27 protein-coding genes are annotated in these 24,831 nt (G+C 46.3%); 15 read left to right on the plus strand and 12 right to left on the minus strand.

Annotated features, from left to right (window positions below; all coding sequences use genetic code 11):
* Positions 1–2 precede the first annotated feature (2 nt).
* Together ACLVWR_RS09040 and ACLVWR_RS09045 are read left to right on the plus strand one after the other, a co-directional pair.
* On the plus strand, positions 3–1,307 hold the full coding sequence (locus ACLVWR_RS09040) for a class I SAM-dependent rRNA methyltransferase (protein ID WP_340598737.1): 1,305 nt from the start codon (positions 3–5) through the stop codon (positions 1,305–1,307).
* A gap of 110 nt (positions 1,308–1,417) precedes the next feature.
* Positions 1,418–2,455 carry a hypothetical protein gene (locus tag ACLVWR_RS09045; RefSeq protein ID WP_413580391.1) on the plus strand — a complete coding sequence of 346 codons (1,038 nt, stop codon included), beginning with the start codon at positions 1,418–1,420 and terminating at the stop codon, positions 2,453–2,455.
* Here ACLVWR_RS09045 and ACLVWR_RS09050 read toward each other — a convergent pair whose 3' ends face one another.
* On the minus strand, positions 2,456–4,954 hold the full coding sequence (locus tag ACLVWR_RS09050; protein WP_413580392.1) for a hybrid sensor histidine kinase/response regulator: 2,499 nt from the start codon (positions 4,952–4,954) through the stop codon (positions 2,456–2,458).
* Between the two features lie 121 nt (positions 4,955–5,075).
* Between ACLVWR_RS09050 and ACLVWR_RS09055 the strand changes: the two genes are divergently transcribed.
* Positions 5,076–5,483, plus strand: a complete 408-nt coding sequence (locus ACLVWR_RS09055; RefSeq protein ID WP_413580393.1) for an Hpt domain-containing protein — start codon at positions 5,076–5,078, stop codon at positions 5,481–5,483.
* On the opposite strand, the gene ACLVWR_RS09060 is transcribed toward ACLVWR_RS09055, so the two are convergent.
* Entirely contained in the window at positions 5,461–6,171 is a 711-nt protein-coding gene (locus ACLVWR_RS09060; protein ID WP_340598745.1) for a response regulator transcription factor, read from the minus strand. The two genes, ACLVWR_RS09055 and ACLVWR_RS09060, sit on opposite strands and share 23 nt — an antisense overlap.
* Before the next feature lie 98 nt (positions 6,172–6,269).
* Between ACLVWR_RS09060 and ACLVWR_RS09065 the strand changes: the two genes are divergently transcribed.
* The 4 genes from ACLVWR_RS09065 to ACLVWR_RS09080 are packed head-to-tail and all read left to right on the plus strand — an operon-like array spanning position 6,270 to position 8,464.
* Positions 6,270–6,728 carry a hypothetical protein gene (locus tag ACLVWR_RS09065; protein WP_413580394.1) on the plus strand — a complete coding sequence of 153 codons (459 nt, stop codon included), beginning with the start codon at positions 6,270–6,272 and terminating at the stop codon, positions 6,726–6,728.
* A 29-nt stretch (positions 6,729–6,757) separates the two neighbouring features.
* On the plus strand, positions 6,758–7,075 hold the full coding sequence (locus ACLVWR_RS09070; protein WP_340598747.1) for a hypothetical protein: 318 nt from the start codon (positions 6,758–6,760) through the stop codon (positions 7,073–7,075).
* 43 nt (positions 7,076–7,118) lie between these two features.
* The gene (locus ACLVWR_RS09075) at positions 7,119–7,526 is read left to right on the plus strand and encodes a hypothetical protein (protein ID WP_340598749.1); all 408 of its coding nucleotides are present in this window, start codon (positions 7,119–7,121) and stop codon (positions 7,524–7,526) included.
* A gap of 8 nt (positions 7,527–7,534) precedes the next feature.
* Entirely contained in the window at positions 7,535–8,464 is a 930-nt protein-coding gene (locus ACLVWR_RS09080; RefSeq protein ID WP_413580395.1) for an SDR family oxidoreductase, read from the plus strand.
* Positions 8,465–8,471: 7 nt separating this feature from the next.
* Here the strand turns inward: ACLVWR_RS09080 and ACLVWR_RS09085 are convergent, their stop codons facing one another.
* Entirely contained in the window at positions 8,472–9,545 is a 1,074-nt protein-coding gene (locus ACLVWR_RS09085) for a hypothetical protein (protein ID WP_413580396.1), read from the minus strand.
* 94 nt (positions 9,546–9,639) lie between these two features.
* Here ACLVWR_RS09085 and ACLVWR_RS09090 point away from each other — a divergent pair, with 94 nt between their 5' ends.
* The 8 genes from ACLVWR_RS09090 (at position 9,640) to ACLVWR_RS09125 (ending at position 17,744) form a co-directional block, all read left to right on the plus strand.
* A complete protein-coding gene (locus ACLVWR_RS09090; protein WP_340598754.1) occupies positions 9,640–10,203 on the plus strand; it encodes an SLBB domain-containing protein in 564 nt (187 codons plus the stop codon).
* The gene (locus ACLVWR_RS09095; protein WP_413580397.1) at positions 10,203–11,543 is read left to right on the plus strand and encodes an O-antigen ligase family protein; all 1,341 of its coding nucleotides are present in this window, start codon (positions 10,203–10,205) and stop codon (positions 11,541–11,543) included. The genes ACLVWR_RS09090 and ACLVWR_RS09095 overlap by 1 nt, the downstream gene beginning before the upstream one ends.
* 84 nt (positions 11,544–11,627) lie before the next feature.
* The gene (locus ACLVWR_RS09100) at positions 11,628–12,782 is read left to right on the plus strand and encodes a polysaccharide deacetylase family protein (RefSeq protein ID WP_413580398.1); all 1,155 of its coding nucleotides are present in this window, start codon (positions 11,628–11,630) and stop codon (positions 12,780–12,782) included.
* Between the two features lie 123 nt (positions 12,783–12,905).
* Complete coding sequence (locus tag ACLVWR_RS09105; RefSeq protein ID WP_413580399.1) at positions 12,906–14,264, plus strand: hypothetical protein; 1,359 nt, start codon at positions 12,906–12,908, stop codon at positions 14,262–14,264.
* Positions 14,261–15,394 carry a polysaccharide deacetylase family protein gene (locus ACLVWR_RS09110; protein WP_413580400.1) on the plus strand — a complete coding sequence of 378 codons (1,134 nt, stop codon included), beginning with the start codon at positions 14,261–14,263 and terminating at the stop codon, positions 15,392–15,394. The genes ACLVWR_RS09105 and ACLVWR_RS09110 overlap by 4 nt, the downstream gene beginning before the upstream one ends.
* A 5-nt stretch (positions 15,395–15,399) precedes the next feature.
* The gene (locus ACLVWR_RS09115) at positions 15,400–15,774 is read left to right on the plus strand and encodes a YkgJ family cysteine cluster protein (RefSeq protein WP_340598760.1); all 375 of its coding nucleotides are present in this window, start codon (positions 15,400–15,402) and stop codon (positions 15,772–15,774) included.
* 132 nt (positions 15,775–15,906) lie between these two features.
* Positions 15,907–16,968 carry a hypothetical protein gene (locus ACLVWR_RS09120; protein ID WP_413580401.1) on the plus strand — a complete coding sequence of 354 codons (1,062 nt, stop codon included), beginning with the start codon at positions 15,907–15,909 and terminating at the stop codon, positions 16,966–16,968.
* Between the two features lie 32 nt (positions 16,969–17,000).
* Positions 17,001–17,744: a hypothetical protein gene (locus ACLVWR_RS09125; RefSeq protein WP_413580402.1), complete on the plus strand. Its 744-nt coding sequence runs from the start codon at positions 17,001–17,003 to the stop codon at positions 17,742–17,744.
* On the opposite strand, the gene rfaE2 is transcribed toward ACLVWR_RS09125, so the two are convergent.
* From rfaE2 to ACLVWR_RS09170, 9 genes are all read right to left on the minus strand, one after another.
* On the minus strand, positions 17,727–18,206 hold the full coding sequence (gene rfaE2 / locus ACLVWR_RS09130; RefSeq protein ID WP_413580403.1) for a D-glycero-beta-D-manno-heptose 1-phosphate adenylyltransferase: 480 nt from the start codon (positions 18,204–18,206) through the stop codon (positions 17,727–17,729). The genes ACLVWR_RS09125 and rfaE2 overlap by 18 nt on opposite strands.
* Positions 18,207–18,214: 8 nt before the next feature.
* Positions 18,215–19,024, minus strand: a complete 810-nt coding sequence (locus tag ACLVWR_RS09135) for an RDD family protein (protein WP_413580404.1) — start codon at positions 19,022–19,024, stop codon at positions 18,215–18,217.
* Between the two features lie 10 nt (positions 19,025–19,034).
* Complete coding sequence (locus tag ACLVWR_RS09140; RefSeq protein WP_413580405.1) at positions 19,035–19,796, minus strand: RsmE family RNA methyltransferase; 762 nt, start codon at positions 19,794–19,796, stop codon at positions 19,035–19,037.
* A 9-nt stretch (positions 19,797–19,805) separates the two neighbouring features.
* On the minus strand, positions 19,806–20,750 hold the full coding sequence (locus ACLVWR_RS09145) for a 50S ribosomal protein L11 methyltransferase (protein ID WP_413580406.1): 945 nt from the start codon (positions 20,748–20,750) through the stop codon (positions 19,806–19,808).
* Entirely contained in the window at positions 20,707–21,321 is a 615-nt protein-coding gene (locus ACLVWR_RS09150; protein WP_413580407.1) for a hypothetical protein, read from the minus strand. Before ACLVWR_RS09150 ends, ACLVWR_RS09145 begins: the two co-directional genes overlap by 44 nt.
* A gap of 92 nt (positions 21,322–21,413) precedes the next feature.
* Positions 21,414–21,701 carry a hypothetical protein gene (locus ACLVWR_RS09155; protein WP_340598773.1) on the minus strand — a complete coding sequence of 96 codons (288 nt, stop codon included), beginning with the start codon at positions 21,699–21,701 and terminating at the stop codon, positions 21,414–21,416.
* Between the two features lie 222 nt (positions 21,702–21,923).
* Complete coding sequence (locus ACLVWR_RS09160; RefSeq protein WP_413580408.1) at positions 21,924–22,808, minus strand: EamA family transporter; 885 nt, start codon at positions 22,806–22,808, stop codon at positions 21,924–21,926.
* 2 nt (positions 22,809–22,810) lie between these two features.
* Positions 22,811–23,749 (minus strand): pseudouridine synthase, encoded by a 939-nt coding sequence (locus tag ACLVWR_RS09165; RefSeq protein WP_340598777.1) that lies wholly within the window; start codon positions 23,747–23,749, stop codon positions 22,811–22,813.
* Complete coding sequence (locus ACLVWR_RS09170; RefSeq protein ID WP_413580409.1) at positions 23,704–24,753, minus strand: hypothetical protein; 1,050 nt, start codon at positions 24,751–24,753, stop codon at positions 23,704–23,706. The genes ACLVWR_RS09165 and ACLVWR_RS09170 overlap by 46 nt, the downstream gene beginning before the upstream one ends.
* Positions 24,754–24,831 lie beyond the last annotated feature (78 nt).

Consider the following 24,831-nt stretch of genomic DNA (forward strand, 5'->3'; position numbering starts at 1 on the left):
CAATGGTTACGGTTTGGAGACTCCGCACTGGAGCTGATAAACGCATTCGTAGTGGGCATCCCTGGGTTTTTTCCAATGAGCTGTCAGTCAGTCCGAAAGGTTTGCCGCCGGGTTCACCCGTGGAGCTTCAGGACGCCAAGGGACAGTTTTTAGCAAGGGGCTACGGCAATCCGCATTCTTTAATCGCTTTCCGTGCATTGACTTTCAATAGTCAGGACAAGGAACCAACGGGATTTGATTTTCTTCACAGCAAGATTCTAAATTCGTGGAGAGTGCGCAAGGCCGCGGGTTTTCGAGGAAGTTTCCGTCTTGCATTCGGTGAATCTGACTACATTCCGGGGATCGTGCTGGATTACTATGTGATCGATCAGGGGGGGAAGCAGGCTCAGGTGTTTGTGGCCCAGCTTGTGACAGCAGGAATGGACCTGGCATTGCAGAATACTGAAGCCTTCTTTAAAGGTTTGGCAGAGAAAGCGAAAGAACAGGGTTTGTCGTCGTTTGACTGGAATCAAACAGCTGTGATCATTCGCAATGATGTCAGTGTTCGCAAACTGGAAGGTCTGACCAACAATGAAGCGAAAGTTGTGAAGGATCTGCCTGATTTCAATTTGGATCACGTGGAAATTCTTTTGAATGCCGCGGGAGACGCTGGTGTTATCAAGATGAGTTGTGATCTGCGTGAAGGCCAGAAGACTGGATTCTTTCTGGATCAGACTCATAATATTTATCTGGCAATCGGACTTTTTAAAAACTGGGCAAAGCAACAACAGACCAAAACTATTCGTGTGTTGGATTTGTGCTGTTATGTGGGCCATTGGTCGACGCAAATCACCCGCGCTTTGAAGGCGGAGGGTTTCGATGTTGAAGTTTCCCTGGTGGATGTCTCTAAGACGGCTTTGGCTTTCGCCAAAGAGAATGCCGAGCGTGAAGGTGCCAAGGTTACCGTTCACGAAATGGATGTATTGGAAGGTTTGGCAAATTTGCCTACGGGCCAATATGACATTGTGATTTCGGATCCACCGGCGTTCATCAAAGCCAAAAAAGATATTCCAACCGGAAAAGCGGCCTATATTAAAATGAATACTCACGCTTTCCGTTTGGCAAAAAAGAATGGCTTTGTGGCTTCATGCTCCTGCTCTGGTTTACTGGAAGAGGATGAATTCCGTGATGCGATCAGAAAAGCATCACTTAGGAACTACAGCGAAGTTCGCAGCGTTTTGCGCGGCGGGCACGCAGCGGATCATCCTACTTTGATGCAATTCCCAGAGGGTTTTTACCTGAAAATGTACGTGCATTATATCGTCTAAAAAAATGAGCTGGACCAAGGGCTAATTGAAGGCCCTTGGTAAGTGTCACAAAGTTCTATTTTCCCCTAATTTTCTAAGGCTTGGCTGGCTTAAACCCGATAAATACAGGGATGAAACAGCTGTTCAAAAAAAACAAGATCATTGTATTTGTACTATTCATGTCTCAAATTGCATTGGGGCAGGATGTGACGCCTTTGGCGGCGACGACGATCTTGCCAACCACGGCAGCCTCACCAGTCGTGACAGCGCCGGTGACTACGACCACGACAACGACGACTGTTGGTCCGACAATGATGGATTTGTATCTGCAGCAAGTGGCAGCACAGCAAACGGCAGCGGCGGAGCAGGCAACGGCAGCGGCGACTGCGCAAGCACGCTCCCAGCAATTGGCTGCGGGAATTCAGCTGGCGATGAAAGCCTGTCCGTTTTTTCAGGCACCTGAAGCGACAAAGATAAAAGTTGAAGGACAGAAGATTCAAGAGGCGATCGGTCGTGACTCTGACAAGGGTGGGAATCAGGATCCGACAGTGAGTGAACAGGATCAGAAGCAAAACCGCGAAAGCAAAAGTGCCTCTTCAGTTGTTAAATCCTGTGATTCATTTATCAAAGATGATGGAGAGTACGGTTCATTGGGGAATAAGGTTCTGGCGGGAGTGCGGGAAAATGCGGATGCATTTTCCGAGAAAGTTCCCAAGGATATGAAAAGCCTTTGTCCCAAGTATGCATCCATGGATAGCGAACAAAGAAATAAATTCTGGGTGTGGGCGATGATGTCCATGGCCTCCACCGAGTCATCTTGTGATTCCGAACAGGTGAATGAAAATGCCCCGCACGGTGCTGCCGTCGGGTTGTTTCAGTTGTCTGGTGATGTCTGCGGTAAGGAAGTGGATTTAAAAAACGCGATATCCAACGCGGATTGTGCCGTGAAACGACTGGCTAAGGAGCTAAAATCCCGTCCTAATTTCATTTCAAGTTCAGCAGTCAGTGAAGATGGTACTTATTGGGCCGCAATTTGTGTTCCCAAAAAAGGATCCAAGGATTGCGGCGAGAATGGCAATTCGAGTAAGAAAACCATTTCCATGATTCGTCAGTTTAGCGGCTGTGGATATAAAGCGAAACCCACAGCCAGTAAGACCGCCAAGAAATAACTATTTCAAAGATTGATTGATAGCATCCATCAAAGTCTTTTTGCGAATCGGCTTCGTCAGGAAGCTTGTCTTCGGAATCGTCTGCGCCCGTTTCATGGTTTCTTCCAGAGCATCTGCTGTAACCAATAGAATTGGTCGCTGTGGCAATCCCTGTGAAGCTTCGTGGGCGCGCATTCTTTCGGCAGCTTCAAAGCCATCCATCAATGGCATTCTCACATCCAGAACCACGATTTGCGACGGGTTGGCGATGTAGGCATCCAAAGCCTCTTTGCCATTTTGGGTGTATTTGATATTCCAGGGCTTACCGTCAAAGTAGGCCATGTAAAGCTCCTGATTTCCCATGTCGTCATCGGCAACCAGAATGTTCAAAGAATCAGGTATCGGTTTGACCGCTGGCTCCACTTTCGACTTTTGCAACTCGCGATTCTCGGTGCGACGTGCGTGTCTGCCGTAAAATCCTGTGATTAACAAAACATCTGTCAGGGCAAGCGGAGACACATCCAAAACAGGGGCCAGCAGCCGAGGATTGTTTTGAACTATTTCATCCTTGTTACCGAGCAGAAGCACGTTTCCGATTTTTTGAAGTTCGCTGATATATTCGTCCGTGATCGAAATTGTGGATGTGTCCACCATGATCCAGTTGTTCTGCTGGGAAATTTTTGGATTTTCGTGCGGTTTCTCATCCTTTGAAATTCTGGAGAAGATAATCGCCGGGTGCATGGCCAGAGGTTCAGCACTGACCTGCAGATTGTGATCCTCTGTGATCAAAGTGAATTCCTTCATTTGATCATCCGGGGAGTTGAAGCTCTCCAGCCAGTTGCTGCCATCAATAACTTCGACATCAAGATCAACCTGAAACAGAGTTCCTTTTTTATGAGTGGAGGCCACATGCAGGCGTCCATTCAGTTTGTTTACCAGCTCTTTTACGATGGCCAGGCCAAGTCCCACACCGCCTTCTGCAAAAGCCGTGGAGTTTTCAACCTGAAAGAAGGCGTCGAAGACTTTGTTGATTTTGTCATTCTGAATTCCGACACCGGTATCTTCAACCTCAAAGCGAAGGGTCGCCTTGTTCTCTTGTTGCTGAATTTTGCTGACTCTTAGAGTGACATGACCCGAGTTCGTGTACTTGCAGGCATTACGCAAAAGATTCAGCAGAATCTGACGCAGACGACTTGGGTCGTAGTGGATGACTGAAGGCAGGTCGAAGGCAAACTGAGAGTAAAAGCGCAGGTTCTTCTTTGCGCAGTCTTTCCCGGATATTTTTGAGATATCAGTCAGGAAGTTGATCAGTTGCATCCGCTTTGGCAGAACTTGAAGCTCATTCGTGCTGGATTTTGCCAGATCCAACAGATCCTCAATCATGGAAAGAAGATGATTGCCAGAGGAGCGCATGCTGCTGAGATAATCATTGATCTTTTTGCCGGTGTCTTTTTCTTCGCACAAATCAATCATTCCCAGAATCAAATTCAACGGTGTGCGAATTTCGTGAGAGATATTTCCCAGGAAGCGATTTTTTGCGACCAAGGCCTCTTGAAGTTCCTGATGGGCTTGTTCCAAGTCATGAGTTTTATCGATGACCATTCTGGAGACGCGGCGGTTTTGTTGCACCAGTACCCAGAAAAGGTAGGAGATAATCAAAGTTATCAGGACGCTCATCAGACCGGTGATGGTGGATGCGTTAGGGCCATCTGGCTTTTGAAAATTAAAATGAAAGTGAACCTTCAAAGGGCTTTGCTGAGTTTCTCCCAGGCGAAGCGTTTGTAGAAGGGTGTCACCTTTTTTTGATTTTGGTTCGCCATCACCAGAACGGATGGTTTTGTTGGTTCCGTCGGATGAAACGATCCAGGATTTCGCGCTGGCGGTGTCCTCGATTTCCAGGGATTCCGTGGGACGAATATCAATTTTTTCAAAAAGAGAAACCAGCGGTGTCGAGAAAACAAAGTAAATATTTTCGCGGCTTCGGGATTGCAGAACATATGTCACCAGGGGGACGCCATCCCGGTCATGTAAAATAGCGCGGCTGTATTCCTTATGCGCGATGATGTCAGCGATTCCCTTCAGGACGGCCTCGGAAGTCATGTTTCTTCCTTTGGTCAGAGGCACTTGCGAATTGGGGGTGTTGATCCTTGAAATCAGTCTCAATTTGGGAGGGGTTGCTGTGCGTTTTCCGACAAGCTGAAAAATAGAGAAGCGTTGAAAAACGGTGTAGCGCAATGATTGACCCAAAAAAGCCATATCGCGATAATAGTCCATAGGGCGGGTACCGATGTACTCCTCGTAGGACTGAATTCTAAGAACGCTGTTGGAAAGTAGTAGATCCAGTGATTGAATCATTTCTCTGGAGCGTCTGATGGAGTCGGCTCTTTGATCCACATATTCACGTTCCGTCATACGTTTGTGAATATAAAATGAAAGAGACAGCCCGAAGACGAGCGTCAGAACAGGTATCCAGAGAAAGAATTTACGGGCTTTTTTCAGAATGATATTAACACGTTTCATCTGTTATACTCTCGCAGATCTTGGTGAGAACGATGTTAATTGAGTTTGAAGGTTTCTTCAAACCAATTTAAATTCAGCATATAATCGCATTGTTATTGTAATGCTCATGAAGGAGCTAACAGTGGAAACAGATAATGACTTAGTGGGAGTCAGCAGGCAGTTGAAATCGCTGCGAGGATTTGACTCACACGCATTTAATCATTTATTGGAAGATACGACTCCTAATACCGTTTTGCGGATATTGGCGCGTTTTAGTGTATCGTTGAACGAATGCATCCCGGTCTTGGAGCAAGGAGCTACAACAGGGGACGCCGAGGCAGTGTGGAAGGCTGCACATAAACTGGCAGGGTCTGCAGAGATGTTGGGGTTTAAGGACTTTGGCAGAAATTCCAAAGAACTAAGCTGGCAACTGAAGCAATCCGCGCACATCGGCGCAAGTCAGGAAGAGGTGAACTTCTACTTGATGCAAGCCCGTGAGTTGGCAAAACATCTTACGGATGTCTTTCCTAATCAGAAGCACTATCTCTAACAGCGGCTTTGTATCCTGCGCTCAGCACGGTCTCCACTTTGACGGAGCTGTCGCTGATCTTCTTGCGCAAGTGACTGACGTGAGCGTCAACGGTTCTTTCGGTCACATACTTGCCAACACCCCATACTTGATCGATAAGTTGCTCTCGGCTGTAGACTTGCCCTGGGCGGGCGCAAAGGATTTTCAGAATTTTAAACTCAAAAGGTGTCAGTTCGATTTGAACTGTGCCTGTCTTGGGGTTGCGCAGTTCAACACACATGCGATTTGAGTCGATATATAAATCGCCCAATTGCACTTGCTGAGTGTTTTGTTGATAGGATTTAACGGCACGAAGTCTGGCATCAACACGGGCGCGCAGTTCACTGGAGTTTGGTGGTTTTGAGATGTAATCATCCGCACCGATGCCGAAGGCCGCGACCTTGCTGATGATATCATCGTCCGTGCTCAAAATGATAATTGGAACAGGTTTCGCTTTAAAAGAATCCTTCAGATCCGGAAGGATTTTCATCCCGTTTCCGTCTGGAAGTGAGATATCCAATAATACCAAATCGAAACTATCCCGTCCTGTTTGCACGATATTGAAGGCGTCTGCAATAGATTCGGCTTGAGTTAACGTGTGGTCTTTTAAAACCGAACTCAAGTAAATAAAAAACTCAGTACTATCTTCGATGCACAGGATTTTTGCCATACAGGTGGATTTAAGCAGTGTTTTGCGAAATCATCAAATCATTTTAGCACAAAGCCAATCTCCAGGCCCGATCATTAATAAATCAGCGGGAGGTAGCCATGGAAAATTTATTGGCTCATGAGAACGAAAATATAGAGGCGATTCTGTCTAATATGATGTTGGATACGGAACCACGCCGATTCTTGATTGTTGAAGACGACACTGGGCAGTGGCCTTTGTGGGAAAGTATAATTCGATCCGGATTTCCCAACGCTCGAATTGACTGGGAAACTTCGGAAGCCGGAGCAGAAGCGCTTTTGCGGCATTCATTTCACACCGAAAAGCCTTACGATTTGGTTATTTCAGATGTATTTCTTGACGGCGATGACACAGGTATAGATTTGTGGTCCCGATATGGCGAAGCCTCGGATCATTTCGTTTTCGTCAGCAGTATGAGTCTGGGGAATTTTGACTCGCTCTTGCAGTCGGTAAGAAATACGACAGACCAATCGCCGTTTTATCTGCAGAAACCACTGCAGGTACAAAAATGTAAAGAAATTTTACTGGCACTTTTATAGTTTAATTTTGAACCACAGGAGGATTCAGCATGACGAATGTAGAACTTAAAACAGACAAAATCGCCCTTCCCGAAAAGGATCAATTGCTCATCTCATGTGGTCGCATATTGGAGCGTCTGACTGCGACTGCGCCGTCAGACAGCAGTATCAGCATGTCCATCGATTCACGTGGTGCTGACTTTATGGTCGATGTGGGAATTGTTTCCGGAGAACTGCGCTTTTCAATCAGCGCCGATGCAAAAAGTCCATTCATCGCCTTGGAAAAAGCCAGTAAGGAAGCCTCGGAGCGCATCAAGAAGTGGTCGGCCACCAAGCAAGTGGACACGATGCCCGCAATAGTGGAATAGGGGTATCGATCACAGTAATTCAAATCATGGACAGGGAAGCGTCATGAAAACAAGAATTCTGATCGTCGAAGATGATTTATCATTGAAACCCATTTGGGAGCACATTCTGCGCCGGCAGTTTAATGACTTCCATTTGGATTGGTCCGTGAGCTGCGAGGAAGCGCAGAAACTTGTCAGCTCATCCATTGTGCGTGACGCACCTTACGCTTTAATTGTGACAGATTTATTCCTGTCGGGTGCGGGCACGGGCCTGGATCTGGTTCGATATTTGGCGCGCGCCGTGAAATCAAGCCCCATAATTCTTGTATCGGTTGTTGAAGAGACAGCACTCCGTGAAAAATACGGAGATTTGCTGTGCCGAATGCAGGTGCTGACAAAGCCTATCAGCGTTCCTTTGTGCGATCGCGCACTCGATAAACTATTCGGAGTGGACATCGCGTCCTCCAGCTAGGTTTAAATATGCAAAAGCATGCGACCATTTTCAAGAAAGTGGTTTTGGTGACCGGATGCACTTCCGGTCTGGGCAAAGCCATATGTGAAAGTCTGATTCGTTCCAGTCGATATCGGGTGGTGGTAACCGCACGGGGCCGCTCGTTCATGCGGCTGGCGGAAATTTTTCCTGAAAATGATGATACTTTGCACCTGCCTTTGGATGTCACCAGTGAAAGTGAGATTTCCAATGCAGTGAATGAGATCTGCCGGCGTTGGGGGAGGATTGATACACTCATTAATAATGCCGGTGTTTGTTTTCGGTCTGTCGTTGAACACATGGATGCAAATGCCGAAGACCTGCAAATGCGAACCAATTTTTTTGGGCCAGTTAACCTGATGAAGTCTGTTTTGCCAATAATGCGTGAGCAGCGCTCGGGTCATATCATAAATATCTCGTCAGTGAGTGGCATGGTTTCGATGCCTACGATGGCTTCCTACAGTGCCTCCAAACATGCTCTGGAGGGCGTCAGTGAGGCCTTATGGTATGAATGTCGACCCTACGGAATTCAAGTCAGCATTGTTCAGCCGGGATTTATCAATTCACCATCATTTCGCAATGTCATTTTGTCACGCAAAGCCCGACTCAGTTACGAGCTGCGCGGCCCGCATTCGGAATACTATGACTCGATGACTCCGTTCATTGAAAACTTAATGGGTTATTCCATGAGTCGGCCTGAAGTCGTCGCCGCAAAAATTTTAAAACTGCTTGAAATGAAGAACCCACCCTTAAGAATCAAAGTGACCTTGGATGCGATTTTGTTTGGATTGTTACGCAGATTGATTCCGGGATTCTGGTTTCACAAACTGATGTTCTATTTTTTACCAAGATCCGGACAGTGGGGAAATAAAAAATGGGCTCAGGAGGAGGGACCCCTGAGCCCACGGAGGAAAATATAAGCTGCGCTTAGGCTTGAGTCGGCGCTGCAGTTACAGTTGCAGGAACAGCCTGGTTTTGGGCTGCGTGCATTTGCTGGATCTGATGAGCTTGCTGCTGAGCCTGTTGTTGCGCTTGAGCCGCTGAAACCTGAGCGATCTGAGTTACCACATTCTGAGCATGTTGTGCCTGTTGGTGGTAGTAATTCAGTTTCGCAACGTATTCTTTCAATGAGATGTTCTCTTGTTTCAGAACCACGGATTGGCTCAGCGTCTGTTGCAAGTGACTGAAGTAGTCCTGTGCTTCCAGGGATTTCTTATCCAAAGCCACTTTCATCTCGACGATCTTGGTTTCAGCCACTGAAGTCAGATTCTTCAATACTTCATTCTGCTGTTGCGCGGATGCCTCGACTTCGCTGAAGGCCGTGGAGATCTTTTCGATTTCCTCGTTCAGGGAAGTGACCGTGGTATCGCGCTCTTCAATTGTTGCCATCAATTCCGAGTTGGCTTGCTCAAGGTCTGATTTGTCCTGCTTCAGCTTTTGAATCTCAGCCTGAAGTTTTTCGTATTGTTGTTCCCACAAATCCTGCTCACGTGCCCAGGCACTTTTTGCTTTCGCAAACTCCATGGCAGTTTCGTCTTTCAATGCACGCGTCAGATCCAAATCTCTTTGCAGAATTTTGCTTCTTTCAAACATGGATTGAGAATATTTTTTTTCTTCGCCTTGGATTTGCAAAGCACGCGCTTTCAAACCTTGAATTTCAAGTTGCAGCTGCAAACTCAATTCTAACGATTTTGCAAGGTCCGAAGACATCTTAGCATTCGTTGCGCGTTCTGCGCTGAGTTGATCCGCCAACAGTTTCATTTGCGTATCCAACGTTTCAGATCCGTAAGAAAAGCTCTCTAGAGATTTGATTTTCTCGCGAAGATCTTCTTGTGAACCTTTCAAGTCAGAATTGAATTTCTTCATCTGCTCCTGCATTTGCTCGTACTTTGGCTGAGTTGGATGATTTTCATCCGCGTCACCATTGGTGCTGAGCTCGTTCAGTTTATTACAAATTTCATCAAATAATTTTTCGTGCTCTGGTACGGATGGATTTGTCATAGACTTTATTCTGGTCTATGGACTGAAGTCCGTCATTGAAAAATATTGACAAGACTTATGGCTCTCGATTTAGGTCCAGTGTGTGGAGGTTCTAATGATCGTTGCGAAGTTGTTCCGATATGTCACAGCTCTGATTTTCGCTTTCAATTCCATTGCATTTGCGCAATCACATGATTCGCTCGGAATGAGTGATATCAAACCACCAGCCCAGGCATCGGAATACATTTTCCGTTCATCGCCTAAAGAATCTCTGATCAGTGTACAGCTCTTGGGTGCGGTTAATCGTCCTGGTATCTACTATGTTCCACCATCAACGGATTTGTTAAAGCTGATCACCTTGGCTGGGGGGTCCAGTTCATCCGGTGATATGTCAGAAATCCTGGTTAGAAAGTTAGAGCCCAAAACTTGGGCAGAAATCAAATCCAAGGCAGTGGAGGAATATCAAGGTGCCTACGAAGTTGATGCTGAAAAGGTCATCAAGTATGGGGGAGGCAAACAGTTGAAACTGGCTCAGGATGATTTCATTTATGTTCCCCAAAAATCCTATATGGTGAGCAGTGACACAGCGAGATCCATCACGATTGTCTCTTTGGTGCTTGGTATTGCGTTGACGGCGATCCTGATTGATAAGAATTCCGGACAAGGACTTCACAAGTAATGATTCACGCCAAAGACGCCCGTATTTTATTTCTGATAAAATCTTTGGTGGCGTTAACTTTCCTGTGCAAAGTTTCATTGGGTGGGCTTTTGCCCATCCCGCGGGAGATTCCTTATTTGATTTTTCAGCAAGGCATGCATCCCTATGTAAATGTTTTGCTGACACTGCTTTTGGGAATTCCACTGCTGTTGTTATGGTTAAGAGTTCGTGTCAGACAACATCTTAGTGGTTTCTATAAGCTATTCGTCTTTTTCTTAATGATTATTTTGGCTGTGCAAACTCTGCTGCAGATTCACTATGTGAATCCTGATGAATCCGTGCTTTTTCAATTGGGAGCAATGTTGCTGTCCCTGTTTATGGTCGGAATATACGGATTGATTATTCCCAGTTTGTGGAATGTTCAGGATTTTCTTAGGTTTGTGCAAAGGTGGGCGGGTGCACTAGTTCTACTTTCGTTGATAGTTTTGATCTTGTCTCCAGGATCAGCATTCAAGGGCGGCCGCTTTATTGGCGTCTTTAAGCATATTCCTCATATGGTTACCTGTGCGACCACAGCGTTCATTTTTTCTATAGGCACATTTCTTTTGGATCGAAAATTGAAACATAAGATTTGGGATGTGTTGATTTTGATCGCAAGTTTTACCGCCATTGTCCTGACGGGGACCAGGTCGTCAGCGGCAGCGGCAATGTTCGCGTTCCTATTAACGATGATTCTGCACGAAGCCAGAACATCGCAAGGGCGCATGTTTAAAGTTACTATTGTTTCACTGCTGACCACATTCACCTTGTTTTTCGGAATGCAAACCTACCAATTGGCTCACGAAATTGCCACAGGACATGCTTCTCTGGGTGGGCGTCAGGCTCAGGATGGAGTGGCCTCGCGATGGGAAGAGGTGGAGCGTGGATCAGAAATCTTTCAGCGTGAACCTTGGTTGGGGCAAGGCTTGGTATCAAAGTTTGCGTCGGGCAATGAAGTTGATGTCGGTAACTATAACTCCTTCAAGGATCCCCATAATATTTTTGTGTCTGCCGGAGTGGTCGGAGGTTGGCCACTTTTGGTTTTGGCGGCAATTGCATTAGGATTAATGACCATCGGCGCACTGAAGGCACTTAGATCTTTCAGCATAGCAAAACGACAGATTTCAATTTACCTCCTGGCACATGTACCTATTCTGGTTATTTATCACGTCCATCTGTCAATTGGTGGTATGGCGGATAGATTGTATTGGATGATCTTTGGCTTCGTCGCGGCTGCGGTCTTTGAGGAAGTTCGCTACAAGTCACCTTTAGGCCGCCCTTTTAAGTCTCTTGAACAACCTTTAGACAGTCAAAACGCATAAAAAGGGTTTCAATTGGAATCTGACGGGGCATGGATTCTGCTTTAGTGGAAGCGTTGTTAATTTTTTCGCTAAAGGAAGCAAATAATGAAAAAGCCAATTGCTATGCTATTTGGGTTCGGAATGTTGTCACTTACTGCATGCAGTAATGGATTTGAAGCTGCTCAACTGGATGTTTCAAACGCAATTAAAGCCAACCAAGCGGCGGCAACGTACGATGCATGGCACGCTTCCGAAGACAGCCCGGAACATGTATTTGAAAAATGGCGCGAAGAGATCAGCAAAGAAGGCATGACGGCGGCAGATGTCTGTCAGGCATTGAAAGAGATGGACGTAAAGCATTTGACTCTGTTTGAACAAGAGTTGGATGAGGAAGTGAATCAGGACATCGTCAAGGACTGTGCAAGTGAACTTACTTCCAGATTGAATGACTACTATCGTGATGATCGTGCGACTTTGACAACAAATCTTGGAAACTTTTTTGACGAGGAAACCGTGTTCACAGCCCCAGGAAAACAAACTGTGGTTCTGCCGGGTGCCGGAGTTAATAAAACATCCCAATTCAAGTTCCAAACAATTGAACGTGCTATTGACACCAGAAACGGCTTTGATGCCACCGCAAGATCCAACGGCAAACGTCTGCATGTGGGCCCGAAAGAAGTTGTATTGACGTTTGATGATGGTCCGTCTCCCTATACAAAAACAATCCTAAAGACCCTTGCGGAAGTGGATGCCAAGGTCATGTTCTTTCATGTTGGCAGAAACGTGATTGCCAATAAAGAATACGTGAAAATGGTTGCTAATGACGGCCACGTTGTCGGGGGTCACTCGATGACTCATGCCAACTTGGGTAAGCTGGGTTTGCAAAGCGCGGAAAAGGAAATGTACGGCAGTTTGAATGCCATCCAATCGGTTCTTGGATGGGCTCACCCGGTGTTCAGATTTCCATACGGCAGTTCCAGATCTGATTTGAAAAACTCATTGAAGACACACCATGTGGGTGAGTTTTTCTGGAATGTTGACAGCTTGGATTGGAAGTCAGGTCGTTCAAACTCTGAAATGATTGAATTCACAATGAAACAAGTGCGCGCCAACAACGGTGGAATTGTTTTATTCCACGATATTCAAAAACGTACGATGGAAAGCCTTCCGCAGTTCCTTGCGGCGCTCCATAAAGAAGGCTACAAGATTGCTGTGCTTAGACCTACCAATGTGATGATGAGTCCTATCAAGCTTCCATAAAATGACTTCTGACTGCGCTGCGAGTGCAGTCAGATTAATTTCACCAAATTAATCCTCATTACAGAATAGACACAGGCCATCCTTTTGAAAGGATGGCAAAACTATGTGCTTGGGGGGATGCGTATGCAGGATCCAAACTTGGAGCCAGAGCTTAGTGTTGGTGAAATTCTAAAATTATATTTGTCACACTGGCGGATGTTCGTATTTTTCACAGCGATACTGTTCGGCCTGAGTGTTCTTGTTTATGCAGTTAAAATCCCCTATATAGCATCCACAACTGTGATCTTTAACGACTCGCAGAACTCTTCAGTACAGGCCTTTACAACGCAGTACTTTGGCTTAAATAAATCCCTGCAGGAATCAAAAAAAGGCAGCAGCCTTTTGTCCAAACACATAGAGTATCTGAAAACCCGTGAGTTCTATGAGGCGGTGCTAAGCAAGATCCCGGAACGGGGCGAATCCCCTCTGATATCAATGGAAGAGCGCAAGGGTTATGAAAATCTTCGCGACAAATATTTAAGTAAAAGCTCGGCGACACCAGAAAGTAAGATCGCCTTCCTGCAGAAGCTGGATGGCTGGATTCGCGCGCAACTGGATTCCGATTTCGAAATCAAAATCACGGCGGCCACTCCCGATCGGGCGATGTCTTTGTTTTTGGTGAATACCGTTGTGCAAACCGGCAGCGAGCTTATGAAAAAGCGTGAAGCCGAGGAAATCAATCGCGTCGAGAACTTCATTATCGAACAGAAAAAAGACGCCGATTCAAAAATTGCAAGTCTGGGCAAGGAACTGGCTGAAGTTGAAAATCGCGATCACAGCGTTCTGCCGTTGGGATCCAAAGACAAGATCAACGACTATGTCAGTGAACTGCTGGTGCGTGGTAACGAGCTGAAACTTAAAATTTCCCAGAATTCCAAAATGATTGCTTACCTTAAGAAAGACCGGACTGATAGTAACGACAAAACCATGTACGGTGTTGGCGGTCAGATCGAAAATTTGAAAAATCAGAATGATATTTTGAAGGATCAGTTGGGGCAGGTGCAGTCCTCAATCAACAGTTTGAAGTCTGAATCGCGAGAGCTGCCGTACCAGGCGCATATGGCCGATGACTTAAGAAAGAAGTCCGAATTGGAGTTCGCAAGATACAAGGAACTCAGTACAGCCCTTGCAAAGCTAGAGTCCCAAAAGCTTTCGGTTGGAAATCGCTTTGAAGTCCTGGAGCCGGCTCGTTGGGAGAACACCTCTCCGCAGATTGGTTTGATGACCTTGGCACTGCTAAGCATTCTGGTAAGTCAGTTTGTTGGATCGTTGATCATCTATTTCCGTTACTTGTGGAATCCAAATGTTGTGACAGCTGAAGCCACTCGCAATCTTGTGGTGTTTGACAGTTACTCCATGGATCCTCGCGTGATTATCGAGAACTCAAAAATTAAATTGAATCTAAAGCAACCGGACAAGGATGAAACGGTGGATATCATATGAAGCAATTATGCGTAAGATCTGCGATGGTACTGGGTGTGACTGCATTAACCGCCTGTGGCAGCGGAATCAGTGAACAGATTCAAGAAACGATCACTGTGAATAAGAATGCCACCTCATTGGCTGAGTGGGATGCCTCTCCGGCAAATCCGGAGCATCTTTTTAAAAGCTGGCGCAGTGAGAACACAGACATCAAGTCCCAGGAAAAGTTTTCTGCACAACTGTGTGCAAAACTAAAGGATCTGGATGGCTTGTCCTTAACGATATTTGAAAATGAAATTCGCGAGGACATCAATCAAGCCCTGGTGAAGTCCTGTCGCAAAGATCTGATGGCACAACTTGAAAGGCATTACACTGCAGAGCGCGCGACGTTGAAGGTTCGAGTGAATGCCCTTACGACAGATCCTTCAGGCAATAGTTTTCAGTTTCCGACAAACACCCAATATCGGGATGTTTCGAAGGGATACTTTGCCCGTGCCGGAGACGTTGCACCCAAAGAAATCGTGATTACTTTCGATGACGGTCCTAATGATGTGTACACTCGATCAGTTCTTAGAACGTTGAAAGAGGTCAACGCCAAGGCTCACTTCTTCCAGCTTGGAAAAAACGTTCGCCAGAACCCTGAAGTTGTTAAAATAGCGGCAGCAGACGGGCATGCGATGGGCAGCCACTCGGTGACTCACTCCTGTCTGGCGACTACGGCTAATTGTGAACGCATGATGTATAAAACGCTGTCGTTCACGGAGGCTGTTGCCGAAATCAAAGGCGGGCATCAGGCGGTTTTCGATACCTTGGGTTATGTTGAGCCATTTTTCCGCTTTCCTTATGGAGAGGTCGATCCCGAGCTTCGCAATTATTTGAATGCGAACTCTGTGGCTGAATTTAACTGGAATATCGATAGCGAGGATTGGAAGGCGCAAACCAACGAACAACTGTTGAAATTCACATTGGAAACTATTGAAAAAAAGGGACGGGGTATTTTGCTTATGCACGATATACACCGTCGTACCGCAGAGGTTTTGCCACAGTTACTGGCTGAGCTTTACAACCGTGGGTACAGTATTGTATTACTCCAGCCCACGGACGCGGCAGCAAGATTCAATAGTAAACTGGTGAAAAAGCCCGTCCCATAAGGGACATGAAAACAGATAAAGACCGACCCTCTACCTGGAAATCCTATAAACAAGGAATGTGCAGTGGCTGCCATGGCCATTGCTGTACCATGCCGGTGGAAGTTAAGCTGGCGGATTTGATTCGTCTGGGAGTCACCGACGAGGATGAGGCTGCAAGCGGGGTCAAAAAGCTTTCCAAGCGTCTGATCAAAGAAAAGATCGTCATCTCGTATCGAAGCGGTACGGAGTTTTTTATGCTGGCGTCCCGCCCGAATGGGGATTGCCATTTTCTTCACCCTATTACGCGCCTGTGTACCGTCTATGACAAGCGCCCTGATACGTGCCGGGAATTCCCCAGTATTGGCCCTCGCCCCGGGTTTTGTCCGGTCGGCCCCAAGTAGGTTTGTCGATAGTATTGACAGGGTGGTGCGCGGTCACGGCACTGTCTCATATTGAGAGACGCCAGATTCAACCAATTGCAGCTTAAGTGGCATAAGGGATGCTCTTGTAACCAGTAGGAACAGGAGTCTTTTATGAAACTTAAAGACAACAAACTTGAAATTGCAATACTCGTAGTCGCGGCGATCCTTATCGGCGGCGTGGGCAATCTGTTCAAAGCACCTGTTCAAAAAGCACTGCAAAACAGCGACATCAGTTTCGAGATGATTCGCCCTAAATCAGTTTTGGCGGCCCTATTTGATCTTGGTGGTCGTGAAGTTTCCCGTAATTACGTGAATCCATTTGGCAATAAAAAGGCTGAAGATAAAGCTACTACTCCAAATGCAGAAGATAAAACCAAACAGGCAGCAGCGGCAGCTGCGAAAACGGCTGCAAAAAAAGCCGAAGACAAAAAGGCTGATGCTGAGAAGAAATCCGAGACTGAAGTTCGTGTCGTAGACGCGGGACCGGGCTTCAAAGCGGGTTCTGATGATCTTTCCACAGGTGCCGGTGCTGGTGGTGCTGTGGCTCAAGCGGGCGCAGGCGCTGCTACTGACAAGGCAAATAAAGAAACTGATAAGAACGCAATGACAGCAAATCAATGGCGCTCTTTGGTTTTGGGTCAACCAACCAAAGAAAACGTTAATAAAATGGTTGTGGCTTTCATGGAGCAGGAATTAACAGACGCTGAATTCTACGGGATTGTGAAAGAGCTTTTGCAAAACAGCAACGCCGAAACACAAGCCTTGGGTTTGTCGGCAGCGAGCACCTTCTATACAGCGACAGCATTTAATACAGTGGCTTCAAGCTACAAGGGCTTCTCGGCTGATATGCAAACCAAAGCAATGGCTTACCTTCTTGGATACGCAAATGCAGGCCGCTTGGGTGCCTTGGCGTCCTCTTTGAAAAGCAGTGATGTCGAAGTGGTCAACTTGGCAGCTCAGGTTGTTGTTAAAGGCTATAATTCTGCAAAAGAAGGTACCGCAACAAGCCAAGGCAACCGTTTCCGCGGCGATGCCTTCACGAACGCATTGGGCAATTACACTCAGTTTGTAACCCTCTTCACAGAACTTTCTCAAAACAGCCAAAGTTCAGAGATCGCAAGCATCGCGAACTCTGCTTTGAGTCAAATTCAATCAGGCGTTGCATCTCTATAAGAGCTGGACAGCCAAAGGTATTTGCGACGACAATGATTCACATGAATTTCGGTCGTCGCTTTTTATTTTTAATCATCGCATTATTTTGTGCGCAATCTTATGCAGCCACACAGTTGCCTCGTAACTTGGGTGTCGGTGATCAAAATAGAACTTTGGAAATCCTGGGTTATGGATCATCCTCAAAAATTTTGGGCGACCCGTATCCTCTAGGCGGGTATTCGGGCATTGAAGTTGGCGTTTCATCCCAATTCATTCCTGTAGGTGATCTTGCCACTTTGGGCAGCGGCACCACTGAAAAGGGCGAGATGTCCTATTATACAATCACTCTGGGTAAGGGGTTGTTTTATAATATCGACACCTTCGTTTATTTTTCCCCGGCAATTCAGACCGAAGAAATGCAAAATTTTGGTGCGCAGATTCGTTGGGGATTTTACGAAGTTTCTTTTTTTCCGATTTCGTTTTCGACAATGATCTATGCCGGCGGAGCTAACTTTCAGAATTTGGTTAATATCGCAACGACGGGTTGGGATTTGATCGGCACTGTGAATATGGAAAACGTGGCGTTGTATTTTGGCGGCGGCCGCGTGCGAGCACAAGGGACATTTATCGGTGGCAGTGCAGGAATTACGGCATCCGGTAATACGGAGTCCCGGGATATTACTGACAATCATACATTCTTTGGTGTGAATATCGAGATTTCCAAGGCATTCATCGCCCTGGAAGTGGATCGTTACACAGATTCAGTTTATAGCGGGAAATTAGGATTTAGATTCTAATTGAGCTTTTTCAATAAGCTTTGTGGTGGATTTGCCATCAATGAACTGCAAAGACATCACCTGGCCACCATAGCTCGCAACAAAAGTTCCACCCACGATCTGTTCAATTTTCCAGTCGCCACCTTTTACCAGGATGTCAGGCTTAACTTTCTTAATCAGATTTTCCGGTGTGTCTTCAGTAAAGATCACAGAAAAATTCACGCAACCCAAGGCTGCCAGAATTTCTGCGCGATCATTTTCAATTTGCACGGGACGAGTTGGACCTTTAAGGCGCTTTACGCTGGCATCAGAGTTCACTCCCACAACCAGAACGTCACCCAGGGCTTGAGCCTCCTGCAGGTAACGAACGTGACCTACATGCAGTAGATCAAAACAGCCATTGGTGAAAACAATTTTTTTTCCAGCAGAGCGAAGCGGAGCCAAAGCTTCAGAGATATCATCAAACTTACGAACTTGGCCCATAACGAAACCTATACTTTCTTAAGAAGGCGCGCACCTGTGATCTTACCAGCAAAGTCTTTGTTGAAAAGAGCTGATAGAACCGGAAATACAAAGAATCCAGTCGCGATCACCAAAAGGCTGCGAGCGGCAACTTTAAGGTAAAACAGACCTGAGTTAAGTTCTTCAGGTTTGCCTACGCGTTGATCGAAAGCCCACTCACCTGGAGTGGCACCCGTGAAGATGCGGTTCACAGTCAGGTAAATGAAAGCAACACCCGCGAAAATTCCGAATGTCGAGAAGTAAATCAGGAAGTTTTCATCCGGATTCGTCAAGTTTGCCACAAGATCGATGCGAGCGATAGAGACCAGCAGGATCAGGCACAGAAGGCTGGCTGCGATAACAAGCATTCCATCCAGCAAACCCGCTGAAAAGCTGAAATACGTGCTTTTGTACTCTTGTTTGGTTTGAGCTGTGATTTTGGTTTTTGATTTTGACTCATCAAATTCCAAGCGGCGGTTTTTTTGAAGAGTTTTAAGAATCTCATCAACCGCAGCTGTTGAAGAACTTGGGGAGGCATCGCCGCCCACTTCTGTCAGGTAACCCGGAGCAGAAGGAACTTGAGATTCGATACTGGACTTTTTGCGGGGAAGTGGTGGACGAAGAGGATCCGTAGAACCTTCTTCCAGCAATTCCAATCCTTGGTTTTTCAAAAGAGTCGGGGATGGAGTGGAAGCAAACGAGTCCACATCAGCATCAGCTTTTGCAGCTGCTGCTTTCTTTTTGTGGAAACCTAGACCATCCGTGAGGGGCTTAAATTCAAACTCTTCGAAAGGATCCATTCCTTCTCCTTTAAACCATCAGATCAAAGTCATACTTTAGGACTGATACCAAGGCCATGCAAGCCGTTTCAACTCGCAAAACTTGGGGTCCCAAGGTGACTGGATGAAGGCCTAGGTCCTGAAATTTTTGAACTTCGGAATGGGAAAAGCCGCCTTCGCTGCCCACGATAATCCAAATGTTGGAGATACCTTGGGTGTGAGACGCTTTAACTTTGCTGACGTACTCCTTGATGCTTAGCGTTGATGGGCCTTCATATGCAAATAGACCCACGGAAGAGTCATTTTGGTTAATGATGCCAGCAAGCTTATCAAAGTTCACCGGTGCGTGAATTTTCATCAGATCACCACGCCCCGATTGTTGGGTCGCGGATTTCACGATTTTATCCCAGCGTTCGGTTTTGTTTTCAGAGATCTTTTCGCCGGAGCGAACGAAACTGAATTCAGAGAAAAACGGTTGAATGCTTTTAACACCCATTTCCACAGCTTTTTCCATCACGGCATCCATCACGGGAAAGCGGGACACGGAAAGAACCAAATGGACATGGGGAGTTTTCAACTGAGGGATATCGCGTTCTTCAAGAATTTGTCCCACGGCGGTTTTTTTAGAAACAGAAGTCACTTCAACAAAATAAGCTTTGCTGTCTTCCGTGAGGACTTCAAATTTAGAGCCAACTTCCTGGCGGCAGACATCGAAGATATGATGGAACACATCTCCGGTGAAGTTCACCTGGTCGTTGAAAAGATCTGATTTATTGATCCAATAGCGTCTCATCAAATAACCTTAAGCGTTTTCTTTGGATCTTGCCCAGTAGCCAACCCATTCGTCTTTTTCAAGACGACGAACAACTTCAAGGTTTGTGCCTTCAAAGAATTTTTCAAAGAAGTGATTGTCACGTTCTTCCAAAATACCAGTAAGCAAAATGTGACCACCTGGTTTCAAAACGCGTAAAAGATCCTTTTTGATATTGATCAAAACCCCATCGATGATGTTGGCAACAACGACGTCGTAAGGGCCACGGATTTCATCCAGCTGAGTTTCAGGAATATCGATTTGAGGAAGCTTGTTCAATTTCACATTGTCGCGAGCCACACGACGGGCTTCGGGATCGATTTCGATTCCTGCAACCAAACCGACGCCACTCATTTGCGCAAGCATCGCAAGAATTGCCGTGCCCGTACCGACATCAAGTAATGCCCAGTCCGCCAGGTTTGCTTTGTGCTTTTCAGCGAGCTTGTTGATAAAAAACGCCATCATCTGTGTCGTTGCGTGAGTGCCCGTACCGAATGCCATGCCCGGATCAATGTAGATCGCATGTTTGCATTCAGGCGGGGGAGTCAGCCACGATGGCACAACCCAGAAGTCGCCGATCAGGCGGAAAGGAACGAAACCTTTTTTCCACTCTTCAAGCCAGTCTTTGTTCTCTTCTTCGTAAATCTGCCAACGAATCAAAGCACTGTATTCAGTCAAGCCTTTGAAAAAATCAGCTTCAGGGGAGTTGGGGAAGAACACATCCAATTCGTGAGACGAGACGTTCACGAGAGTTGGATCATAGGTTAAATCGGGTTGGGTGAAGACCAAAGCTTCAGTGACGCCGGAAGCGCCACAACTAAAGCTGTGTGTGGTAATAATGTCTTCAAGATCAGCAGGAACCTGGCTTAAACGAACGCGGAAATATTTATTTTCACTCATTCCCTGAGTTGTTACCAGAATCCGCCACTTTTTCAAGCTTTTCCCCTGTATTAACCACAGGTTGGGCAAGGGCCTTTTCTGGTGCAGTCGGTGCTGCAGAAGCCTGTAAATCCTTCGCGGCCGAGGACGCAGGAGGGGTCAAAATGGCTACTGTTACCCCTGGAGTTGCCGGAACGGCTTCAGCGACCTTCTTCTTTTTAGGCTTGGAATTATCAATAAATGAACCACGGGTTTCAATGCGATCGCCAGTCATAATGCCAATTTGTTCAAGCATCGGCAGGTCGTCACGGGAAAGGAGGGTGAATTCACGGGCTACAGCGACTTTGTCGTAGATTGCAATGATCTTAAGCTGACCAACTGGAACCAGAATTTCACCAACAGCGTTAGCGCCTGAGGCGTCGCGGACGTTCAGTTTGCGAACAGCAGTGACAACGAGGTTTTTCTTTAATCCGGAGCTGCCATCAGCAGCGATATAAAAATCTTTGTAAGGCTCTTCATCGTTGGCCAAGGTGATATTGCGACGGACATCCACGATCGTCATTGATGCGGGACCCGCGTGTGCCGGTGAAGATTGCAGCAGGCTTGCGAATAGTAAAGCTAGCAACATAAATAAACCTTTCCATGGTTTTCTTAATGGGCTTATCGGGTGTCTTATTTTGAAACTTAAATTTGCTCTAAGAAGCTGGACCTATATCCGGCCTATTGAGAAACGATGGCGCCCTGTATGGACGAATAGACTTTGTATTTGCCGTTATCAGTGGTCTGCTCAATCTCCGAAAGGTAGTTACCCACAGAGCTTTGCACACGATAAGTTGTGACGTTACCGGAGTCTTTCGCGACACCGTCCTGAGTGGATCCTGATACCAGGCCCGTGGCTTTAGATGGCGCCTTCATGGAAATTACGGCTGAAAGGTCCTCCAGAGAAGCTTCCAATGAACAACCTGAAGCGAGCATCGTAAATGCAGCTAGCAACATGAGCTTTTTCATTAATGGCCTCCTTGAAACTAAACGAACCAATCTGTCTAACTTATCGGTTGAAAACAAGAAATGATTAAGCGGTCTCACTTTGAGACGTTCCCCAATGCATCCAAACGTTGTTCAAGATGCTGAAGACGTTCTTGCACGTTTTTGATCATTCTGTTTTAGGTGTGCAAGTTTTCATAAGGAACTTGTCGGAGGGATCAGGAAACCACAGTAGCTTCAAACCCCTCAAGGTCTGGCTTTGATGCGGGTATTTATGACGAGCATCATGGAAATAATCAGCGCTCCGGTCATCTGCAACCAAGTGAGAGACTCTTTGAAAATGAACATACCAAGGATGGCTGCAGTGATGGGTTCGATCATCATCAGCAATGCCACTTCGGAGCTTTTCAGTTTTTGCAAAGCGGCCAGCTCCAGAGTGAGAGGGATGATTGTTGAAATGATGGCAATTCCAAAAATAGCTGAGGCTTGGGTTGAAGTCAGATGCGGGATGTTTTCAAAGTGCGGATGGTGGAATAGAGCCAGGGCAATGGCACCAAAGGTGATGACGTACAGGCTGGAAGTAACAGGTCGAACGTTTTTCTGAACTCTGCCTGAAACCAAAACATAAATAGCATAACTGATTCCAGAAAGCAGACCGGCAAGGACAGCCCAGGCATTGCGAACCTCGATATGCCCCCACAATAACATGATCAATCCGGCAGAGGCCCCAGCCAGGCACAAGGCTTCGTTGCGGGAAATTTTATCGTGAGTAAAAAAATGCGAGAACACATTCACCCAGAACGGGTAGGTGTAAAGCAGCAGAGCTGCCAGAGTGATGCTCAGGCCATCCACAGCTGTAAAATACAAAGTGGAAAACAAGCCGTAGCCGAAGATCCCCAGTAAGGCGGCAATTACAATTTGTTTCAGGGAAAGGCGAATCCATTGTGGTCTGAACAGGAGCATGAAGATCCACATCAGCATCGCCGCCAGTGTGAATCGGTAGGTCAGGAATTCTCCGACATTCAAGCCGGAGTTAAAGGCAATTTTACCAAAGACGCCCAAAAAACCAAAACCCACGCTGCCAATGGAAATTTCGATAATTCCGCGGAGACGTGGGTTTAAGTTATTCATAATTATTTTCTTTTCGGACCTTTAGGAGCGATCAATTTACCACCAGCATATTTCTTTTTGCCGGCGCTCATTTTTTTCTCGCGAGCTTTTTCTTTTTCAGCAGCTGTTTTCTTGGCATCTGCTGCCGCTCTTTGAGCCGGAGCTCTGCCTTTATAAGAATTCTTTTTAACTTTTAAGTCTTCTGGATCATCCGCCAAGAATACACGGTTTGCCGCTACGTCATTGATGAACATCAATTCGCCAACTTTCATCGCACCCATGCGCAAGCGACCAATGGATACACGTTGCAGTCTCATGACGTCAAAACCGATTTTTGCGAACATCTGACGGATCTGACGGTTCTTACCCTCTGTGATCACGATTTTGTACCATTCGTACTTTTCAGATTTGTTGTCGCCGGATTTTTTGATTTTCTCGATGTGACGGGCAGAAACTTTACCGCCAACGATGGAAACACCATCTTTCAACTTTTGCAGGTGGCGAGGCTCTGGTTTGCCATCCAATTTAACCAAGTAAGTTTTTGTAACTTCCTCTTTTGGATGCGCCACTTTGTTCGCGTAATCGCCATCGTTGGTCAAAAGAATCATACCTTCGGAATCCCAGTCCAGACGACCCACAGGGAAGACCCGTGAAGGAACATCGCCAAGGTATTCAGCGATTGTTGGGCGGCCCTCAGGGTCGTCCATTGTCGTCAAAACACCCGCTGGCTTATTGAAGATAAGATACAGTTTTTGAGTAAGTGGTTTGCGAAGTGGCTTGCCTTCAACCAGGATTTTGTCGTGCTGAGGGTCTACTTTAACGCCAAGCTCGTACACGCGCTTGCCATTAACAGTGACCATGCCTTCTTCGATCATTTTGTCGGCGTGGCGGCGGGAAGCCAGGCCACTGTCGGCAATTAGTTTATTAAGTCTAACTCTTTGAGAGGTGTTATCTTCAGACATTCTTCATCAGCCTCAGGTAATTGTTGAGTGATCAATATATCACTGCTGAGGGCAGATGAGGAGTTATTCTTGCGATTGGCCTCAATCAGGGCGTGACGGAGGTCACGAGCCAATAAAGTGAGTAATTTATCCCCTAAAAACACGTTTTCAAGGGCTGTATCGGCCTTGCCCAAGACGATGGAAGACCATTTTGCGGCTTCGGCATCACCCTGTTGAACCAAGTTGCAGGTTCTCTCAAGCTGGCTGATCAGATCCTGATAGTATGGATCTGTACGGCGATCGATGAAGAATTGCTCCAGGCGTTTGATAGGGAACAATATGCGAGTTTGATCCTGCAGAGGCTCGTTTTTGATTTCCATCAGTTTTTGGAAAACGTAACCGCGCAATAGCACGCCGGAAACTTTGTCTTTACTCACGCGGAATTGAGCCGTGATGTAAGGAGCCACCTCGATTTTATGATCGTGATGAGAGCTCAGCTCCAATTCTGGGTTGTAGTAAAGAACCAAATCCTTGCGAAGCGGCTCTAAAGTACCGCCGCGGATTGTGAATTTGCGATCAAAAGTACGGACTTCCAAAGATTTGTCAGCTCTTAGGACAATTGCGACCACTCTTTTGTTTTGATCCGGAAGGATACGGAACTTGTCGCCTTCCTCGCATTGGGATTTAACGTGTGAACTCACCGCGTCAATTAGGTCGGCAAAGTGTTCAATCTCAATGATTTGCATGTTTTGTGGGAAGCGGATCGGGGAAAGGTCGAATTTCTGTTGGTAAAGTCGATTAAAGTTTTCCAACAGGAACTGAACTTCGTGACCCAATTGCTGCTTATTGGAAGCCCAATGAGGGTAATCCATGCAGTAATTGAAGAACATTTCGATCAATTCCGGCGTTAATGAATCGTCGGCGTGCGGAAACCCCTTTAAAAAGTTATAAAATGACAGACGCGTGGGCGTATTTTGGGGATTTAGATCTGAAACGAACTTCAGCAGCTGGCCGACTTTTAACATGGGCCTAACGTATGAACATTTGAATTTTCTGTCCAGAAAAAATATGATGTTTCTAAGAGCGTCACATCAGTACCCAAG

The organism is Bdellovibrio sp. HCB288 (assembly GCF_047305935.1).
In the GTDB taxonomy this organism is placed as follows: domain Bacteria; phylum Bdellovibrionota; class Bdellovibrionia; order Bdellovibrionales; family Bdellovibrionaceae; genus Bdellovibrio.

Excerpts from the sequence above, each read along its gene's own strand:
- ACLVWR_RS09040 (WP_340598737.1), top strand. The coding sequence starts at position 3 with ATGGTTACGGTTTGGAGACTCCGCACTGGAGCTGATAAACGCATTCGT.
- ACLVWR_RS09045 (WP_413580391.1), top strand. The coding sequence starts at position 1,418 with ATGAAACAGCTGTTCAAAAAAAACAAGATCATTGTATTTGTACTATTC.
- ACLVWR_RS09050 (WP_413580392.1), bottom strand. The coding sequence starts at position 4,954 with ATGAAACGTGTTAATATCATTCTGAAAAAAGCCCGTAAATTCTTTCTC.
- ACLVWR_RS09060 (WP_340598745.1), bottom strand. The coding sequence starts at position 6,171 with ATGGCAAAAATCCTGTGCATCGAAGATAGTACTGAGTTTTTTATTTAC.
- ACLVWR_RS09065 (WP_413580394.1), top strand. The coding sequence starts at position 6,270 with ATGGAAAATTTATTGGCTCATGAGAACGAAAATATAGAGGCGATTCTG.
- ACLVWR_RS09070 (WP_340598747.1), top strand. The coding sequence starts at position 6,758 with ATGACGAATGTAGAACTTAAAACAGACAAAATCGCCCTTCCCGAAAAG.
- ACLVWR_RS09075 (WP_340598749.1), top strand. The coding sequence starts at position 7,119 with ATGAAAACAAGAATTCTGATCGTCGAAGATGATTTATCATTGAAACCC.
- ACLVWR_RS09080 (WP_413580395.1), top strand. The coding sequence starts at position 7,535 with ATGCAAAAGCATGCGACCATTTTCAAGAAAGTGGTTTTGGTGACCGGA.
- ACLVWR_RS09085 (WP_413580396.1), bottom strand. The coding sequence starts at position 9,545 with ATGACAAATCCATCCGTACCAGAGCACGAAAAATTATTTGATGAAATT.
- ACLVWR_RS09090 (WP_340598754.1), top strand. The coding sequence starts at position 9,640 with ATGATCGTTGCGAAGTTGTTCCGATATGTCACAGCTCTGATTTTCGCT.
- ACLVWR_RS09095 (WP_413580397.1), top strand. The coding sequence starts at position 10,203 with ATGATTCACGCCAAAGACGCCCGTATTTTATTTCTGATAAAATCTTTG.
- ACLVWR_RS09100 (WP_413580398.1), top strand. The coding sequence starts at position 11,628 with ATGAAAAAGCCAATTGCTATGCTATTTGGGTTCGGAATGTTGTCACTT.
- ACLVWR_RS09105 (WP_413580399.1), top strand. The coding sequence starts at position 12,906 with ATGCAGGATCCAAACTTGGAGCCAGAGCTTAGTGTTGGTGAAATTCTA.
- ACLVWR_RS09110 (WP_413580400.1), top strand. The coding sequence starts at position 14,261 with ATGAAGCAATTATGCGTAAGATCTGCGATGGTACTGGGTGTGACTGCA.
- ACLVWR_RS09115 (WP_340598760.1), top strand. The coding sequence starts at position 15,400 with ATGAAAACAGATAAAGACCGACCCTCTACCTGGAAATCCTATAAACAA.
- ACLVWR_RS09120 (WP_413580401.1), top strand. The coding sequence starts at position 15,907 with ATGAAACTTAAAGACAACAAACTTGAAATTGCAATACTCGTAGTCGCG.
- ACLVWR_RS09125 (WP_413580402.1), top strand. The coding sequence starts at position 17,001 with ATGATTCACATGAATTTCGGTCGTCGCTTTTTATTTTTAATCATCGCA.
- rfaE2 (WP_413580403.1), bottom strand. The coding sequence starts at position 18,206 with ATGGGCCAAGTTCGTAAGTTTGATGATATCTCTGAAGCTTTGGCTCCG.
- ACLVWR_RS09135 (WP_413580404.1), bottom strand. The coding sequence starts at position 19,024 with ATGGATCCTTTCGAAGAGTTTGAATTTAAGCCCCTCACGGATGGTCTA.
- ACLVWR_RS09140 (WP_413580405.1), bottom strand. The coding sequence starts at position 19,796 with ATGAGACGCTATTGGATCAATAAATCAGATCTTTTCAACGACCAGGTG.
- ACLVWR_RS09150 (WP_413580407.1), bottom strand. The coding sequence starts at position 21,321 with ATGTTGCTAGCTTTACTATTCGCAAGCCTGCTGCAATCTTCACCGGCA.
- ACLVWR_RS09155 (WP_340598773.1), bottom strand. The coding sequence starts at position 21,701 with ATGAAAAAGCTCATGTTGCTAGCTGCATTTACGATGCTCGCTTCAGGT.
- ACLVWR_RS09160 (WP_413580408.1), bottom strand. The coding sequence starts at position 22,808 with ATGAATAACTTAAACCCACGTCTCCGCGGAATTATCGAAATTTCCATT.
- ACLVWR_RS09165 (WP_340598777.1), bottom strand. The coding sequence starts at position 23,749 with ATGTCTGAAGATAACACCTCTCAAAGAGTTAGACTTAATAAACTAATT.
- ACLVWR_RS09170 (WP_413580409.1), bottom strand. The coding sequence starts at position 24,753 with ATGTTAAAAGTCGGCCAGCTGCTGAAGTTCGTTTCAGATCTAAATCCC.